At 63.5% G+C, this 17,349-nt stretch carries 15 protein-coding genes; 14 read left to right on the plus strand and 1 reads right to left on the minus strand.

Annotation, left to right across the window (positions count from 1 at the left end):
* The first annotated feature begins 2 nt into the window (after positions 1 to 2).
* The 13 genes from frr to AC1ECK_RS11300 all read left to right on the plus strand — a co-directional run bounded on the left by frr (position 3) and on the right by AC1ECK_RS11300 (position 13,361).
* A complete protein-coding gene (gene frr / locus AC1ECK_RS11240) occupies positions 3 to 563 on the plus strand; it encodes a ribosome recycling factor (RefSeq protein WP_480318930.1) in 561 nt (186 codons plus the stop codon).
* A 63-nt stretch (positions 564 to 626) separates the two neighbouring features.
* Positions 627 to 1,409 (plus strand): polyprenyl diphosphate synthase, encoded by a 783-nt coding sequence (gene uppS / locus AC1ECK_RS11245; RefSeq protein WP_480318932.1) that lies wholly within the window; start codon positions 627 to 629, stop codon positions 1,407 to 1,409.
* Positions 1,403 to 2,224 (plus strand): phosphatidate cytidylyltransferase, encoded by an 822-nt coding sequence (locus AC1ECK_RS11250; protein ID WP_480318934.1) that lies wholly within the window; start codon positions 1,403 to 1,405, stop codon positions 2,222 to 2,224. The genes uppS and AC1ECK_RS11250 overlap by 7 nt, the downstream gene beginning before the upstream one ends.
* A gap of 10 nt (positions 2,225 to 2,234) precedes the next feature.
* Positions 2,235 to 3,440, plus strand: coding sequence for a 1-deoxy-D-xylulose-5-phosphate reductoisomerase (locus AC1ECK_RS11255; RefSeq protein ID WP_480318936.1), 1,206 nt, complete (start codon positions 2,235 to 2,237; stop codon positions 3,438 to 3,440).
* 7 nt (positions 3,441 to 3,447) lie between these two features.
* Positions 3,448 to 4,836, plus strand: coding sequence for an RIP metalloprotease RseP (rseP, locus tag AC1ECK_RS11260; protein ID WP_480318938.1), 1,389 nt, complete (start codon positions 3,448 to 3,450; stop codon positions 4,834 to 4,836).
* Between the two features lie 66 nt (positions 4,837 to 4,902).
* On the plus strand, positions 4,903 to 7,206 hold the full coding sequence (gene bamA / locus AC1ECK_RS11265; protein ID WP_480318941.1) for an outer membrane protein assembly factor BamA: 2,304 nt from the start codon (positions 4,903 to 4,905) through the stop codon (positions 7,204 to 7,206).
* Between the two features lie 52 nt (positions 7,207 to 7,258).
* Positions 7,259 to 7,822, plus strand: coding sequence for an OmpH/Skp family outer membrane protein (locus AC1ECK_RS11270; RefSeq protein ID WP_480319445.1), 564 nt, complete (start codon positions 7,259 to 7,261; stop codon positions 7,820 to 7,822).
* 20 nt (positions 7,823 to 7,842) lie between these two features.
* A complete protein-coding gene (gene lpxD / locus AC1ECK_RS11275) occupies positions 7,843 to 8,946 on the plus strand; it encodes a UDP-3-O-(3-hydroxymyristoyl)glucosamine N-acyltransferase (RefSeq protein WP_480318943.1) in 1,104 nt (367 codons plus the stop codon).
* Between the two features lie 169 nt (positions 8,947 to 9,115).
* Entirely contained in the window at positions 9,116 to 9,583 is a 468-nt protein-coding gene (gene fabZ, locus AC1ECK_RS11280) for a 3-hydroxyacyl-ACP dehydratase FabZ (RefSeq protein ID WP_480318945.1), read from the plus strand.
* A gap of 195 nt (positions 9,584 to 9,778) precedes the next feature.
* On the plus strand, positions 9,779 to 10,567 hold the full coding sequence (gene lpxA, locus AC1ECK_RS11285) for an acyl-ACP--UDP-N-acetylglucosamine O-acyltransferase (protein WP_480318947.1): 789 nt from the start codon (positions 9,779 to 9,781) through the stop codon (positions 10,565 to 10,567).
* A 3-nt stretch (positions 10,568 to 10,570) separates the two neighbouring features.
* Complete coding sequence (gene lpxB / locus AC1ECK_RS11290) at positions 10,571 to 11,740, plus strand: lipid-A-disaccharide synthase (RefSeq protein ID WP_480318948.1); 1,170 nt, start codon at positions 10,571 to 10,573, stop codon at positions 11,738 to 11,740.
* Positions 11,737 to 12,498, plus strand: a complete 762-nt coding sequence (gene rnhB / locus AC1ECK_RS11295) for a ribonuclease HII (RefSeq protein WP_480318949.1) — start codon at positions 11,737 to 11,739, stop codon at positions 12,496 to 12,498. Before lpxB ends, rnhB begins: the two co-directional genes overlap by 4 nt.
* Positions 12,499 to 12,569: 71 nt before the next feature.
* On the plus strand, positions 12,570 to 13,361 hold the full coding sequence (locus tag AC1ECK_RS11300; protein ID WP_480318950.1) for a TrmH family RNA methyltransferase: 792 nt from the start codon (positions 12,570 to 12,572) through the stop codon (positions 13,359 to 13,361).
* 125 nt (positions 13,362 to 13,486) lie between these two features.
* On the opposite strand, the gene ppsR is transcribed toward AC1ECK_RS11300, so the two are convergent.
* Positions 13,487 to 14,302, minus strand: a complete 816-nt coding sequence (gene ppsR, locus AC1ECK_RS11305; protein ID WP_480318952.1) for a posphoenolpyruvate synthetase regulatory kinase/phosphorylase PpsR — start codon at positions 14,300 to 14,302, stop codon at positions 13,487 to 13,489.
* Positions 14,303 to 14,891: 589 nt separating this feature from the next.
* On the opposite strand from ppsR, the gene ppsA reads away from it, so the two are divergent.
* Positions 14,892 to 17,297, plus strand: a complete 2,406-nt coding sequence (gene ppsA, locus AC1ECK_RS11310; protein ID WP_480318954.1) for a phosphoenolpyruvate synthase — start codon at positions 14,892 to 14,894, stop codon at positions 17,295 to 17,297.
* The last annotated feature ends 52 nt before the right edge of the window (positions 17,298 to 17,349 follow it).

A 17,349-nucleotide genomic window follows, 5' to 3' on the forward strand; every position in this document is an offset into this window, starting at 1 on the left:
AAATGTCTGTGGCTGATATCAGGAAGGGCGTCGAGCAAAAGATGCAGCGCTCGATCGACGCGTTCAAGAACGATCTGTCGAAGATCCGCACGGGCCGTGCGCACACGGGCCTGCTCGATCACATCCAGGTCGATTATTACGGCTCGCCGGTGCCGATCTCGCAGGTTGCGAACATGACGCTGATCGACGCGCGCACGATCGGCGTGCAGCCGTGGGAAAAGAAGATGGTGCAGGTCGTCGAAAAGGCGATTCGCGAGTCCGATCTGGGCCTGAACCCGGCTACGCAAGGCGACGTGATCCGCGTGCCGATGCCCGCGCTGACGGAAGAGCGCCGCCGCGAGCTGACCAAGGTCGCACGCAGCGAAGCCGAAACGGCCAAGATCGCGGTGCGCAACCTGCGCCGTGACGCCAACGAGCAACTGAAGAAGCTCGTGAAAGACAAGGAAATCTCCGAAGACGACGAGCGTCGTGCCGGTGACGACGTCCAGAAGCTGACGGACAAGTTCGTGGCCGAAATCGACAAGCTCGTGACGACCAAAGAAGCCGAGATCATGACGGTCTGAGGCCGCCAGGCTTCAGTATCTTCAGATCCTCACTTCTTTTTTGTAGTTATTGTCCCGACGGCCATGACCTATACCAGCTCAACCGTTCGCGTGCCTGATGTCGCGGCGGTGCCGCGACATATCGCGATCATCATGGACGGCAACGGCCGTTGGGCAACGCAGCGCCGTCTGCCGCGCGTGGCGGGCCATTCACGCGGCGTCGACGCCGTGCGTGCCGCCGTCGAGGCGTGCGCACGCTCCGGCGTCGAATACCTGACGCTGTTTGCCTTCAGCTCCGAAAACTGGCGCCGTCCGAACGACGAGGTGTCGTTCCTGATGCGTCTGTTCGTCACCGCGCTCGAGCGCGAGATCGGCAAGCTCCACGCCAACGGCATCCGCCTGCGCGTGGTCGGCGACCTGACGATGTTCGACAAGCGCATCCAGGATCTGATCCGCCGCGCGGAGACCAAAACGGCCCGCAATACCCGTCTCACCCTGACCATCGCCGCCAACTACGGCGGGCGCTGGGACATCATGCAGGCCACCCGCAAGCTGGCCGAGCAATCGGCGCTGGCGGGCGAGGCCGTCGAGGTCAACGAGGAATCGTTCGCCGGGCATCTCGCCATGGCGTACGCGCCGGAGCCCGACCTCTTCATCCGCACCGGCGGCGAGCAGCGCATCAGCAACTTCCTGCTGTGGCAGCTCGCGTACACTGAGTTCTACTTCACCGACACCTTCTGGCCGGATTTCGATGCGGACGCGCTGCGCCACGCCATCGATTCCTACGCGGAGCGCGAGCGCCGCTTCGGCCGCACCAGCGCTCAGCTCGAGCCGCAATCGCAAAACGTCGATTCGCTTCCATGCTAAAAACCCGTGTTATCACGGCGCTCGTCCTTCTGGCTGTGTTTTTGCCGGTCACGCTGTTCGCGCCGGTGGGCGCGTTTGGCGCGCTGATCGCGTTCGTGGTCGTCTTTGCCGCGTGGGAGTGGGCCCGTTTGCTGAAAGTCGGCGGCGTCGGTCCCGTCGTGTACGCGCTTGTCGCAGCAGTGGCTCTGGTGGTGAGCACCAAACTCGGTACCGGCATGCGCCTGCCGCGGCCGCTCTTCCAGGCCGCCGCCGTGTTCTGGATCCTGGCCGCCCCATACGTGCTGTTGCGCAAGCCGGCGTTGGCACAGGGCGCCTGGCGCCTGTTCCTGTTTCTCGCCGGGATTGTCGTCTTTGTGGCCTGCTGGCACGCGCTGGTCGCAGCCCGCATGGCGGGCGTGCCGTTTGTTCTGTCCCTGTTGCTGGTGGTCTGGCTGGCCGATATCGGCGCATACTTTGCAGGTAAGGCGCTCGGTCGGCACAAGCTGGCGCCCGCCATCAGTCCCGGTAAGACATGGGAAGGGGCGATCGGCGGCTGGCTGGCGGTCGTGATCGTCGCGGCGGTGGCGATCGGGGTGCACGCTTTTGAACCGACCCTGTATTCTGCGCTACTGGAGCGCCTTGGCGCCGTCCGTGCGCTGGTCGCGCTGTCCGTTCTGGTGGCCTTCAGCGTGGTTGGCGACCTGTTCGAGTCGATGTTGAAACGTCAGGCCGGCGTGAAGGATTCCAGCGGCCTGCTGCCGGGACACGGTGGCGTCCTTGACCGCATCGACGCATTATTGCCGGTGCTGCCGCTCGCAATGTTGTTGCTCGGCTAGAGAAAGAGATATGCAAAAACGTCTGACACTGCTCGGTTCCACGGGCTCGATTGGAGACAGCACGCTCGACGTCGTCGCGCGTCATCCCGAGCGCTTCTCGGTCTACGCGCTCACCGCGCATCGCAACGGCGACAAGCTCGTCGAACAATGCCTGCGCTTTACGCCCGAAGTGGCGGTGGTCGGCGATGCCGAAACCGCGGCGCAAGTGGCCGCCAGGCTGCGCGCGGCCGGCTGCAAGACCGAGGTGACGTACGGTCCGCAAGCACTCGTCGAGGTCTCGAAGAGTGATGGCTGCGATACGGTGGTGGCCGCCATCGTCGGCGCCGCGGGTCTTGCGCCGAGCCTGGCCGCCGCCCGGGCCGGCAAGCGCATTCTGCTTGCCAACAAGGAAGCGCTGGTGATGTCCGGCGCGATCTTCATGGACGCGGTGCGCGATCACGGCGCCGTGCTGCTGCCGGTCGACAGCGAACACAACGCAATTTTCCAGTGCCTGCCGCGCGAAGCCGCGCAGCATGGCGGCGTCTCCAGGATCATCCTGACGGCGTCGGGCGGCCCGTTCCGCACCCGCGAGCCGGCAAGTCTCGTCAACGTGACGCCCGACGAAGCCTGCAAGCACCCGAACTGGGTGATGGGCCGCAAGATTTCGGTCGACTCGGCGACCATGATGAACAAGGGCCTCGAAGTCATCGAAGCGCACTGGCTGTTTGCGCTGCCGGGCGAGCGCATCGAAGTGCTGATTCACCCGCAGAGCGTGATCCATTCGATGGTGTCGTATGCCGACGGTTCGGTGCTCGCGCAGCTCGGCAATCCCGACATGCGCACGCCGATCGCGCACGCGCTTGCATTCCCCGACCGGGTCGATTCCGGCGTGGCCCAGCTCGATCTGGTGCAGGTCGCCTCGCTCTCGTTCGAGAAACCGGACTACGCGCGTTTCCCGTGTCTCGCGCTCGCCATGAAGGCGCTCGCCGAAGGCGGTATCGCCAGCGCCGCGTTGAACGCGGCCAACGAGGTTGCGGTCGATGCATTCCTGTCGCGCAAGATCGGTTTTATGGCGATCGCGCAGGTCGTCGACGCGGTGTTGAACGCGTTGCCCAACCGCAGCGCTCACGCGCTCGACGACGTGATCGACGCCGACGCAGCCGCGCGCCGGGCGGCTGCCGATTTCATCGCGCGTCTGCCGCACGACGCCCTTCGCGCGGAACGTGCCGTCCAGTGAGGCGAATATGAACCTGCTGATCGAAGTGCTCGCCTTCGTCGTCGCGATAGGCGTGCTCGTGGTGGTTCACGAGTATGGCCACTACAGCGTCGCGCGTTGGTGCGGTGTGAAGGTGCTGCGCTTTTCGATCGGCTTCGGCAAGCCACTGGTTCAGTGGGTCAGCCCCAGGACGGGCACCGAATGGACGATTGCTGCGTTGCCGTTAGGCGGCTACGTGAAGATGCTCGACGAGCGTGAAGCGGGCGAGCCGATCCCCGCCGAGGCCTTGCCTCATGCGTTCAACCGTCAGCATGTCGCCAAGCGCTTTGCGATCGTCGCGGCCGGCCCGGTCGCCAATTTCCTCCTTGCCATCGTGCTGTTCGCCGCGGTGTTCGCCACTGGCGTGAGCGAGCCGCTGGCCATCGTCGCCACGCCGGCGCCGAATACGCCCGCGGCGCTCGCCGGCTTCGACGGCGGCGAGACCGTGGTTGCCGTGCGCAATGCGGCTGCGGCCGAGAGCGAAGCGGTGCGTTCGTGGTCCGATCTGCGCTGGAAGTTGCTCGGCGCCGCGTTCGATCACCGCCGCATCGTCCTGAGCGCAAAAGACGGCCGCGGGATCTCCGATTTCACGCTCGACCTGCGCGACGTGTCCGAGAAGGATGTCGACGACGACTTCATGTCGCATCTCGGCTTCGAGCCGGGCGGCGGCAAGCTGATCGTGGCAGGCGTCCAGCCGGGCAGCGCGGCGCAACGCGCGGGCCTCGTCGCGGGCGACCGCCTCATCTCGATCGACGGCACGCCCGCCGACAACGCAACGGCCTTCATCGCCTATGTGAAGACGCATGCGGGCAAGAGCATTGCGCTGCAGGTCGAGCGCGGCGGCGACGCGCAGCAGGCGGGCAAGACAGAAGACCTTCACGTCGTGCCGCAGATGCAGCACGACGATGCCAGCGGCCAGGAGATCGGCCGCATCGGTGCGGAACTGGCGACCCAGGTGCCGTCTGTCACGGTGCATTACGGCCCGATCGAAAGCCTGCAGTTGGGCGCGCGCCGGACGTGGGATCTCGCCGCTTACTCGGTGCGGATGTTTGGCCGGATGATCACGGGCGAAGCATCGCTGAAAAATCTGTCAGGACCGGTCACGATTGCCGACTACGCAGGTAAGAGTGCGAGGTTGGGTCCCTCAGCATTCCTGTCATTCCTGGCCCTTGTCAGCATCAGTCTTGGCGTACTTAACCTGCTCCCAATTCCGGTATTGGATGGGGGGCATCTGTTATATTATTTGGTTGAAGCCGCAACCGGTAAAGCGGTCTCCGACCGCTGGCAGCTCGTTCTGCAGAGAGCTGGCCTGGCCTGTATCGTCGCCTTGTCGGCGATCGCGCTTTTCAACGATCTGGCTCGCCTGATCCATTTTTGAAGTGCCCGGCGGCGCTCGCGAGGAGCGCTCGCCCGGCATGGTTGAGCTTTACATTGGGGAAGTACGTTGTCGAAACCTGATCGCCTTGTACCTAAGTCGGTGGCTGCTGCTGCGTTAGCCGCGCATGGCCTCGTGGCCCACGCTACATCGCAGTTCGTGGTGCAAGGCATCCGTATCGAAGGTCTGGAGCGCATCGAGCCCAGCACCGTATTTGCCTATCTGCCCATCCGGCAAGGCGATACCTTCTCCGACGACAAGGCCTCCGAAGCGATTCGCGCGTTATACGCCACGGGCTTCTTCAACGACGTGAAGATCCTCGTCGAAGGCGCGCTCGTGATCGTGCAGGTGACGGAGCGTCCGGCCATCGGCACGATCGACTTCTCGGGCCTGCGCGAATTCGACAAGAACAACCTGACGAAGGCGCTACGCTCGGTCGGGCTGTCGCAGGGCCGTTTTTACGATGCGGCGCTCGCCCAGAAGGCAGAGCGGGAGCTGAAGCATCAGTATCTGACGCGCGGCTACTACGCAGCCGAAGTCAAGACTACCGTCACGCCGCTCGACCGCGACCGCGTGGCGCTACTGTTCTCGGTGGACGAAGGTCCGAGCGCGAAGATCCGCCAGATCAGCTTCATCGGCAACAAGGCGTTCAGCGACAGTACGCTGAGTGACGAAATGCAGCAGTCCACGCCGAACTGGTTCTCGTGGTACACGAAGAGCGATCTGTACTCGCAAGACACGCTGGCCGGCGATCTCGAGAAGATTCGCTCGTACTACCTGAATCGCGGCTACCTCGAGTTCTCGTTCGAATCGACCCAGGTGTCGATTTCGCCAGACAAGAAAGACATGTACCTGGCGCTCACCCTGCACGAGGGCGAGCCATACACGATTTCCGGCATCCGCCTGGCCGGCAATCTGCTGGATCGCGAAGCCGAGCTCGACAAGGTCGTCAGCATCAGGACCGGCGAGGTTTTCTCGGCCGACAAGCTGCAGGCTACGACCAAGGCACTCGTCGACAAGCTTGGCGAGTATGGCTACGCGTTTGCCACGGTGAACGCACAGCCGCTGATCGACCAGCAGCGCCACACAGTCGACCTGACGCTGCAAGTAGACCCGAGCCGCCGCGTCTACGTGCGCCACATCAACGTGGTGGGCAACACCCGCACGCGCGACGAAGTGGTGCGCCGCGAAATGCGCCAGCTCGAAAGCTCGTGGTTCGACTCGAACCGCCTCGCGCTTTCGAAAGACCGCGTGAACCGCCTCGGCTATTTCTCTGAGGTGGACGTGACCACGGTGCCGGTGGAAGGCACAGCGGACCAGGTGGACGTGAACGTCAAGGTCAGGGAAAAGCCGACCGGCTCGATTATGCTCGGGCTCGGTTACGGCTCCGGGCAAGGTCCGATCCTCTCGGCGGGCATTGCGCAAGACAACGTGTTCGGCTCCGGCACGAGCCTCGGGGTGAATATCAATACCGCGAAGACGTACCGCACGCTGACCGTCACGCAGATCGACCCGTACTTCACGGTGGACGGCATCAGGCGCATTACCGACGTCTACTATCGCACCCAGCAGCCGCTGTACTACTCGACGGATTCGAGCTTCAGGATCGTCACGGCAGGTGGCGACCTCAAGTTCGGCATTCCGTTCTCGGAAGTCGATACGGTCTATTTCGGCGCCGGTGTCGAGCAGAACACGCTCGATGTCGATGCCGCCACGCCGCAAAGCTATCTCGACTACGTGAACGAGTTCGGCCGGGTGTCGACCAACGTGCCGGTCACGGTGGGCTGGTCACGCGACGCACGCGACAGCGCGCTGGTGCCGAGCCGCGGCTATTTCACCCAGGCGAACGCCGAATATGGCACGCCGGCGGGTGGCACGCAGTATTACAAGGCCGATATCAACGCGCAGTACTATTATTCGTTTGCGCGTGGATTCGTACTGGGTTTCAATCTCCACGGCGGCTACGGCAATGGCCTGGGCGGCAAGCCTTACCCGATCTTCAAGAATTACTACGCGGGCGGTATCGGATCGGTGCGCGGCTACGAGCCGAGCTCGCTCGGGCCGCGCGATGCGTCGACCGGCGACCCGATCGGTGGATCGAAGCTGCTGGCGGGCAACGTCGAATTAACGTTTCCGTTGCCGGGCACAGGCTATGATCGCACCCTGCGGGTGTTTACGTTCCTGGACGCCGGTAACGTCTGGGGCGATGAAGGCAACAGCGTGGGCGCAAATGGCTTGCGCTACGGCTACGGGGTGGGGCTCGCATGGATCTCGCCGATCGGGCCGCTCAAGCTGAGCCTGGGTTACCCGCTCACGAAGCACCGTGGCGACCAGTACCAGAAATTCCAGTTCCAGATCGGAACGGCATTCTGATTGGACGGTCCGGGCCAGTCCCGGACCTCTTTACAGTATCGAGAGGATGACTTTGCGAACCGGTATGTTTTCGAAACGTGTGAGATGCGCCTATGCGACGTGCGCGCTTGCGCTGGCAATGACTTTGGGCGCGGGTGTCGCGCACGGGCAGGAAGCCAGGATTGCGGCCGTCAACTCGGATCGTATCCTGCGTGAGTCGGCTGCCGCAAAGGCGGCACAGACCAAGCTCGAGGCCGAGTTCGCCAAGCGCGACAAGGATCTGCAGGATATGGCGCAGAAGCTCAAGTCGATGTCCGACGCGCTGGACAAGAACGGCGCGTCGATGGCGCCGGCCGATCGCGCCGAGAAGCAGCGCGATCTGTCGCAACTGGACAGCGACTTTCAGCGCAAGCAGCGCGAGTTTCGTGAAGACCTGAACCAGCGCCGCAATGAGGAGCTGGCGGCGGTGCTCGATCGCGCCAACAAGGTGATCAAGCAGATCGCCGAGCAGCAGCACTATGACCTGATCGTTCAGGAAGCGGTGTATGTGAGTCCGCGCATCGACATTACCGACCAGGTGCTCAAGGCACTTGCGGCGGCGCCCAGCAATGGCGCGTCGTCCGCCAACGGCAACTGAACAGCAGGAGCAGTACACGCATGGCATTTACGCTCGAGGACATCGTCCAGCGGTTCGGAGGTGAAGTAGTCGGGGACCGCTCGCACCGCGTGGGCAGCCTGGCGCCGCTCGACCAGGCAGGCCCGAACCAGCTCGCGTTCCTCGCCAATCCGAAGTACCTGTCGCAGGTCGAAACCACCCGCGCAGGGGCGGTGTTGATCAACGCCGAGGATCTCGCCAAGTTGGGCACGGCCGAAGGGCACGGCGCCCGCTTGCACGGCGCCCGTAACTTCATCGTCACGCCGAACCCCTACGCTTACTTCGCGCGCGTCGCGCAGACGTTCATCGACCTCGCCGCGCCGAAGGCCGTGCCGGGCGTACACGCCAGCGCGACCATCGATCCGTCCGCCCAGGTTGCACCCACCGCGGTGATCGGGCCGCACGTCACGGTGGAGGCCGGCGCGGTGATCGGCGAGCATGTGCGGCTGGATGCGAACGTGGTGATTGGCCGCGGCACGCGGATCGGCGCCGGTTCGCACCTGTATCCGAACGTCAGCGTGTACTACGGCTGCAAGATCGGCGAGCGCGTCATCATCCACGCCGGCGCCGTGATCGGCTCCGACGGCTTCGGTTTTGCACCCGATTTCGTCGGCGACGGCGAGGCGCGGACCGGTAGCTGGGTCAAGATCCCGCAGGTCGGCGGCGTATCGGTCGGCGCGGATGTCGAAATTGGCGCCAATACGACGATCGACCGCGGTGCGATGGCCGATACCGTGATCGAAGAGTGCGTGAAGATCGACAATCTGGTGCAGATCGGCCATAACTGCCGGATCGGCGCCTACACGGTGATCGCCGGTTGTGCGGGCATCGCCGGCAGCACCAATATTGGCCGGCATTGCATGATCGGCGGCGCGGTCGGCATTGCCGGGCACGTTACACTGGCCGATTATGTGATCGTCACCGCGCAGTCGGGTGTGTCGAAATCGCTGTTGAAGCCCGGCATGTACACGAGCGCGTTCCCGGCCGTCGAGCATCGCGACTGGAACAAGAGTGCGGCCCTGATGCGCAACCTCGACAAGCTGCGCGACCGTATCAAGGCGCTGGAGGCGGCCGCGGCCGTTCATGCGCCTGACGACAAGGCGTGAACGCCGGGCCGGGTAAGCAACGGCCAGATTTCAAGCAGGAAGCGTCGCTTTCCGTGACGGGGCAGTCTGGGCTGCCGGATCATCGAAAGCGACGGCAGCACGCGTTACCAACCCACCTGAACCGTATCCGCAGTCATCATCGCGCAGTCAATGCGTGAGTAGAAACACCATGAGCACCGAAAAAATCAATCTCGACATTCATAAGATTCTCACGCTACTGCCGCATCGCTATCCGATCCTGCTGGTCGATCGGGTGCTCGAACTGGAACCGCACAAGAGCATCAAAGCGCTGAAGAACGTGTCGATCAACGAGCCGTACTTCATGGGCCACTTCCCGAGCCGCCCGGTGATGCCGGGTGTGCTGATCCTCGAAGCGCTGGCGCAGACCGCCGCGCTGCTGACGTTCTCGGAAGAGCCGCACGATCCGGCCAACACGCTGTACCTGTTCGTCGGCATCGACAACGCGCGCTTCAAGCGAGTGGTGGAGCCGGGCGATCAGCTCATCCTGAACGCGACGTTCGAACGGCACATGCGCGGCATCTGGAAATTCAAGGCGCGCGCCGAGGTGGATGGCGCGGTTGCGGCGGAAGCCGACCTGATGTGCGCAGTCCGCCATACGGATACGGAGGGTAGCTGACCGAGGGCCGCTGGCGGACGGCCAGTCATTGATGGCCGCCAAGCGAGGCTAGTAAGCGAGGCCGGTAACCCTGGACCGCTGCGGACGTCCCTCTCATGGGCATCCGTTCGGGGGCGGCCAGCATTGGAGAGCTGACGAGGCGGCACACGCCGGCGCGGCATCCAGACAACACAACGGAATCAGAAGTGAGGACGCATGAGCAGGATTCATCCCACTGCGATCATCGAGCCGGGCGCGCAGCTCGACGAAACGGTTGAAATAGGGCCGTATGCTATCGTCGGCGCGCACGTCACCATTGGCGCGGGCACGACGGTCGGTTCGCACAGCGTGATCGAAGGTCACACCACCATCGGCCAGGAAAACCGCATTGGCCACTATGCATCGGTCGGTGGCCGGCCGCAGGACATGAAGTACCGCGACGAGCCGACCCGGCTCGTGATCGGCAACCGCAACACCATCCGCGAGTTCACCACGATCCACACCGGCACGGTGCAGGACGCGGGCGTCACCACGCTCGGCGACGACAACTGGATCATGGCGTACGTGCACATCGGTCACGACTGCAATGTGGGCAGCAACGTAATCCTGTCGAGCAACGCGCAGATGGCCGGCCACGTGACGATTGGCGACTATGCGATTGTCGGCGGCATGTCGGGCGTGCACCAGTTCGTGCGCATCGGCGCGCATTCGATGCTGGGCGGTGCGTCGGCGCTCGTACAGGATATTCCGCCGTTCGTGATCGCCGCGGGCAACAAGGCGGAACCGCACGGCATCAACGTCGAAGGCCTGCGCCGGCGCGGCTTTTCCGCCGATGCAATTTCGGCGCTGCGGGCCGCGTACCGCCTGTTGTACAAGAACGGCCTATCGCTGGAAGATGCCAAGGTGCAACTGGGCGAGCTGGCTTCGGCCGGCGGCGACGGCGATGCGCCGGTGCAGCAGTTGGTCGACTTCGTAGTCGCGTCGCAACGCGGCATCATCCGCTAGCCGATGGCACTGCAACCCAGTCCGCTACGGCTCGCAATGGTGGCCGGCGAGCCGTCCGGCGACCTGCTTGCCGCGTCCCTGCTGGACGGCCTCGGCAGCCGCTTGCCGGCCGGTACCCAGTACTATGGCATCGGCGGTCCGCGCATGATCGCCACCGGCTTCGACGCGCACTGGCCGATGGAAAAGCTGACGGTGCGCGGCTACGTCGAAGCACTGCGTCATATTCCCGAGATTCTCAGCATCCGCAACGAGCTGAAACGCCAGTTGCTGGCTGAGCCGCCTGCCGCATTTGTCGGCGTCGACGCGCCCGACTTCAACTTCGGACTCGAGCACGCGCTGCGCGAAGCCGGCATTCCGACCATCCACTTCGTGTGCCCGTCCATCTGGGCGTGGCGCGGCGGGCGCATCAAGAAGATCGCCAAAGCGGTCGACCACATGCTGTGCGTGTTTCCGTTTGAAACCGCGCTGCTCGAGAAGGCCGGCGTGGCGGCTTCATATGTCGGCCATCCGCTTGCCGACGAGATTCCGCTCGAACCCGACACACTGGGCGCGCGGCGCGCGCTAGGCTTGCCGGAAAGCGGCCCGGTGATTGCCGTGCTGCCGGGCAGCCGGCGCTCGGAAATCGATCTGATCGGTCCGACGTTTTTCGCGGCGATGGAGTTGATGCAGCACCGCGAGCCGGGGGTGCGTTTCGTGATGCCGGCGGCGACGCCGGCGCTGCGCGAACTGCTGCAGCCGCTGGTGGACGCCAGTCCGGGTCTCGCGCTGACGCTGACGGAAGGGCAGTCGCAGGTGGCCATGACCGCCGCCGACGCGATCCTCGTCAAGAGCGGCACGGTGACGCTGGAAGCCGCACTACTGAAAAAGCCGATGGTGATTTCCTACAAGGTGCCCTGGCTGACCGGTCAGATCATGCGGCGGCAGGGCTATCTGCCGTACGTGGGCTTGCCGAACATCCTCGCCGGGCGCTTCGTGGTGCCGGAGATCCTGCAGCACTTTGCGACGCCCGAGGCGCTCGCCGATGCCACGCTGAAACAGTTGCGCGACGACGCCAACCGGCGCACGCTGACGGAAATTTTCACGGAAATGCATCACGTGCTGAAGCAGAACACAGCCCAGCGTGCCGCGGAAGTGGTGGCGAACGTCGTCGAGACGCGCAAGGGGCGTCGATGACCGGCGCGCGCGCACCCCGGCGCAAGGCCGCTACGGTGGCGAAGCAACCCGGCTTTGACTTCAATGCCGCCGACGAGATCGTCTGCGGCGTCGACGAAGCCGGGCGTGGGCCGCTGGCCGGCCCGGTGGTGGCCGCAGCGGTGATTTTCGATCCAGCGAAGCCGATGATTCGCGGTCTCGACGATTCGAAGGCGCTCAGCGCCAAAAAGCGCGACGAACTGTATGACAAGATCGTCGATCGCGCGCTGGCCTATTGCATCGCCTCGGCCTCCGTCGAAGAGATCGACACGCTCAATATCCTGCACGCAACCATGCTGGCGATGAAGCGCGCCGTCGAAGGCCTCGCGGTCGTGCCGACGCTCGTGAAGATCGACGGCAACCGCTGTCCGGTGCTCAGTATCCGCAGCGAGGCCATCGTCGGCGGCGACGCGCTCGTCAAGTCGATTTCGGCGGCGTCGATTCTCGCCAAGGTCACGCGCGACCGTATGCTGCTGGAGTTGCATCAGACCTTTCCGGTTTACGGCTTCGATGCGCATTCGGGCTACGGCACGCCGCAGCATCTGGCGGCGCTGCGTGAGCATGGTCCGTGCGAGCATCATCGACGCTCGTTTGCGCCGGTGCGCGAAGCGCATTTGCGCATGAGCAGGCGCGCGGCGGTGCCGGGTGTCGAGCTGACGCGGCTTTCGCCCGTCGTGGAGACGGCCTGGCTCGACGGCGAGCCGGACCCGCTGGGCGGGTCGACTAGGTCGAGCCGATAGCGCGATTTCCTGAAGTGCCCGCACGGGCGCTTCGTTCTGCTTTTCTCACATTCTCACTGTCTTCGCTGCCTGTGAAAGCCATCACCTCGCGGGACAATCCGCTCTACAAGCGCCTCAAGGCACTGGCCGGCTCGACGCACCAGCAGCGTCGCAGCGGTCATGCGCTGCTCGAAGGGTTCCACCTCGCGAGCGCGTATCTGGACGTCGCTGGGCAGCCCGAAACCTGTCTCGTCACCGAAGGCGCGCTGCGTCACGACGAGGCGCAAGCCATCGTTTCCCGTATCGACGAGCACCGCATCGTTACGTTGCCCGATGCGCTATTCGGCCAGTTGTCGAATGTGGTGAACGGGGTCGGGATTCTGCTACTCGTCGAGAAGCTCGCTCCGGCGCTGCCGCAGCGGGTCGAAGAGACCTGCGTCGTGCTCGATGGCGTGCAGGACGCGGGCAATGTCGGTTCGATTCTGCGCAGCGCGGCTGCGGCCGGGATTCAGCAGGTGTTTTGTGCGCCTGGGACGGCTTACGCGTGGTCCTCGAAAGTGCTGCGCTCGGGGATGGGCGCGCACTTCCTGCTGGAGATTCACGAAGATGTGGAGCCGCAGACCTTGACCGAGCGCCTGGCTGTGCCGGTGGTGATTACGGACTCGCACGGCGCCGAGGCGATCTATGACTGCGACCTTTCCGGTCCGCTTGCCTGGGTGATGGGCAACGAGGGAGCAGGGGTGTCGCAGGCGTGGCGCGACGCAGTCACGTTGCGTGTGACAATTCCGCAGCCAGGCGGAATGGAGTCGTTGAACGTGGCGGCGGCCGCCGCCGTGTGCCTGTTCGAGCAGTGCCGCCAGCAGCGCGGCGGCGGCGGCCGGTGAAACCCGGAGCGCTCATTGCCTCGGGTACGGTTCTGGCCAGACGAGGAACGCCGGCCGGTGGTCTCCAACCGTTAAAAGCGGCTATAAGCGGGCCGCAAGCGTAAAGCCGCGGCCGCTCGCCTCACTTAATACGACGGCCGGTCCAGCTTGATCTCCTGCAGGATCGTCGTCGCGATCTCTTCGATCGACTTGTGTGTCGACGACAGCCACTTGATCCCCTCGCGCCGCATCATGGTTTCCGCTTCGTTGATCTCGTAACGGCAGTTTTCCGGCGCCGCGTACTTGCTGCCCGGACGGCGCTCGTTGCGGATCTCGGACAGGCGCTGCGGATCGATCGACAGCCCGAACATCTTCGAACGGTGCGCCAGTAACGGAGTCGGCAGCTTGCCGCGTTCGAAATCTTCGGGAATCAGCGGATAGTTTGCTGCCTTCACGCCGTACTGCATCGCCAGATACAGGCTCGTCGGCGTCTTGCCGCTGCGCGACACGCCAACCAGGATCACATCGGCATCCGCCAGATTGCGATTCGATTGACCGTCGTCGTGGGCGAGCGAGAAATTGATCGCCTCGATGCGGTTCTTGTACTCCTCGGTGTCCGCATTCTGGTGGCCGCGGCCCATCGCATGGCTCGACTTCAGCTCCAGTTCCTGTTCGAGCGGTTCGACGAATGTCTGGAACATGTCCAGCACCAGCGCGTTCGAGCCTTTGACGATCTTGTTCGACGCGCTGTCGACGAGCGTCGTGAAAACGATCGGCCGGCGGCCGTCCTGCTTGACCGCTTCGTTGATTTTCTCGAGCGTCGCGTAGGCTTTCTCGGTCGAATCGACAAACGGAACCCGCACCAGGCGGAATTTCTGGTCGAACTGGGAGAGGATCGAATGCGCGAAGGTTTCGGCAGTGATCCCGGTACCGTCGGAGACGATAAATACGGTGGGCGGCATCAGTGGGGCAGTGGGCAGGGAACGTGAGCGGGAAATTTCGCTCGAATCTAACATCGTCGCGCCGACGCTCACTGTACGGTGGCTAACCGGGAGTTCCAGGAGTATCGGCGCGCCGCGCCGTGGGCGCCGCTCGCGCACCCTTGACAGCCGTGGCCTCGCGAAGAGCCCGACGACAGGTCCGGGGCGCGTTTCGAGGCGCAATTCTCGTCCGACAGTCACATTTTGAGAGTCGGCACGGTAGAATAGCGGCAACCTGTTGGATAAGCAATTGCAGGCGAATCGCGCTTATTTCGCATTTATCGCCCGCTGAACGCACCGCTTTTTGCTGGTAACTTGCGACGATTTTGAATAATTTCGTCCAACCGTTGGCTTCATCGTGTTTTTTGCACGCTTCGTGGCAAGACGGTTGTAAAAGCGGTTACCCGGTTAAGCGCTTGCTGATGACGCTTCAGCGCGCCTCTCCAGGCGATTGCTTATCTAACAGGTTGTGCAAGACGCGAGAACACCGATTCATCAGGCGCTTCCTATGAGCGCTCGCGTCCAAGCCCACTTGCACAGCCGTGTATTTCTTCCACACTTAGGGGCTTGTATGACTAACGCAGTTAACGTCGCAAAGGATCAGGCGTATGTAGTGCCGTTCGAGCAGTTGCGGATGACCGATGTGGAGATCGTGGGCGGCAAGAACGCGTCCCTTGGCGAGATGATCAGTCAACTCGCTCAGGCAGGCGTTCGGGTGCCGACCGGCTTCGCCACGACGGCACTCGCATTCCGCGATTTCCTCCATCACAACAACCTCACCGAACGCATCGCCAAACGTCTCGAGACGCTCGACGTCGACGACGTGAAGGCGCTCGCCGAAGCGGGCAAGGAAATCCGCCAGTGGATCGTCGACGCACCGCTGCAGCCGAAGCTCGAGGCTGACATCCGGGCGGGTTTCGACACGCTCCAGAACAGCTCGCCTGAAGAGCTTTCGTTCGCAGTCCGTTCGTCCGCTACGGCAGAAGATTTGCCGGATGCGTCGTTCGCGGGCCAGCAGGAAAGCTACCTGAACGTGGTCGGCATCGAGGACGTGCTCGATCGCATGAAGCACGTGTTCGCGTCGCTGTACAACGACCGCGCTATCTCGTATCGCGTCCACAAGGGCTTTACCCACGCTGAAGTCGCCTTGTCGGCGGGCGTGCAGCGCATGGTGCGTTCGGACGTCGGCGCGGCCGGCGTAATGTTCACGCTCGACACGGAATCCGGCTTCAAGGACGCGGTGTTCATCACCTCGAGCTACGGCCTGGGTGAAACCGTCGTGCAGGGCGCGGTGAATCCGGACGAGTTCTACGTCTTCAAAACCACGCTGGCGCAAGGCAAGTACCCGATCATCCGCCGCTCGATCGGCTCGAAGCTCATCAAGATGGAATTCACCAAGCCGGGCGAGCCGGGCCGCGTGAAGACGGTCGACGTGCCGCACGAGCAGCGCAACCGCTTCTCGATTACCGACGAGGACGTGATCGAGCTGGCGAAGTACGCCGTGATCATCGAGAAGCACTACGAGCGTCCGATGGACATCGAGTGGGGCAAGGACGGCCGCGACGGCAAGATTTTCATCCTGCAGGCGCGTCCGGAAACGGTGAAAAGCCAGGCGGGCGGCAAGGCCGAGCAGCGCTTCAAGCTGAAGGGCCAGTCGCAAGTCATCGTCACGGGCCGCGCCATCGGTCAGAAGATCGGCGCGGGTCCGGTGCGCGTGATTCACGATCCGTCGGAGATGGACCGTGTGCAGCCGGGCGACGTGCTGGTGGCCGATATGACCGACCCGAACTGGGAGCCGGTGATGAAGCGCGCCTCGGCGATCGTCACGAATCGTGGCGGCCGGACCTGCCACGCGGCAATCATCGCGCGTGAGCTGGGCGTGCCGGCGGTGGTGGGCTGCGGCGACGCAACCGACCTGCTGAAGGACGGCGCGCTGGTTACCGTGTCGTGCGCCGAAGGCGACGAAGGCAAGATCTACGACGGCCTGCTCGAAACCGAAATCACCGAAGTCCAGCGCGGTGAACTGCCGCCGATTCCGGTGAAGATCATGATGAACGTCGGCAATCCGCAGCTCGCCTTCGACTTCTCGCAATTGCCCAACGGCGGCGTGGGTCTGGCGCGGCTCGAGTTCATCATCAACAACAACATCGGCGTGCACCCGAAGGCGATTCTCGAGTACCCGAACATCGATCAGGACCTGAAGAAGGCGGTCGAGAGCGTGGCTCGCGGTCATGCCTCGCCGCGTGCGTTCTACGTGGACAAGCTGACCGAAGGTATCGCGACGATTGCTGCTGCGTTCTATCCGAAGCCCGTCATCGTGCGTCTGTCGGACTTCAAGTCGAACGAGTACAAGAAGCTGATCGGCGGTTCGCGCTACGAGCCGGACGAAGAAAACCCGATGCTGGGTTTCCGTGGCGCCTCGCGTTACATCGCCGAAGACTTCGCCGAAGCGTTCCAGATGGAATGTATCGCGCTGAAGAAGGTGCGCGAAGAGATGGGCCTCGACAATGTCGAGATCATGGTGCCGTTCGTGCGCACGCTGAAACAGGCTGAACGTGTGATTGGGCTGCTGGACAAGTTCGGCCTGAAGCGCGGCCAGCAAGGCCTGCGTCTGATCATGATGTGCGAAGTGCCGTCGAACGCAATTCTCGCCGAACAGTTCCTGGAGTTCTTCGACGGCTTCTCGATCGGTTCGAACGACCTGACGCAACTGACGCTCGGCCTCGACCGCGACTCGGGTATGGAGTTGCTGGCAGTCGATTTCGACGAACGCGACCCGGCGGTCAAGTTCATGCTCAAGCGCGCAATTGAAACCTGCCTGCGGCTGAACAAGTACGTCGGCATCTGCGGCCAGGGTCCGTCGGATCACCCGGATTTCGCGCAGTGGCTGACGGACGAAGGCATTGCGTCGATCTCGCTGAACCCGGACACGATCATCGAAACGTGGCAGGCGTTGGCTAAATCGTCGGCAAAATAAGCAGTGCGCATCGCCGGATGGTGCGGTTCATCAAAGTGAACCGCACCGGACG

This window comes from Paraburkholderia sp. SSBN10T (assembly GCF_056619545.1).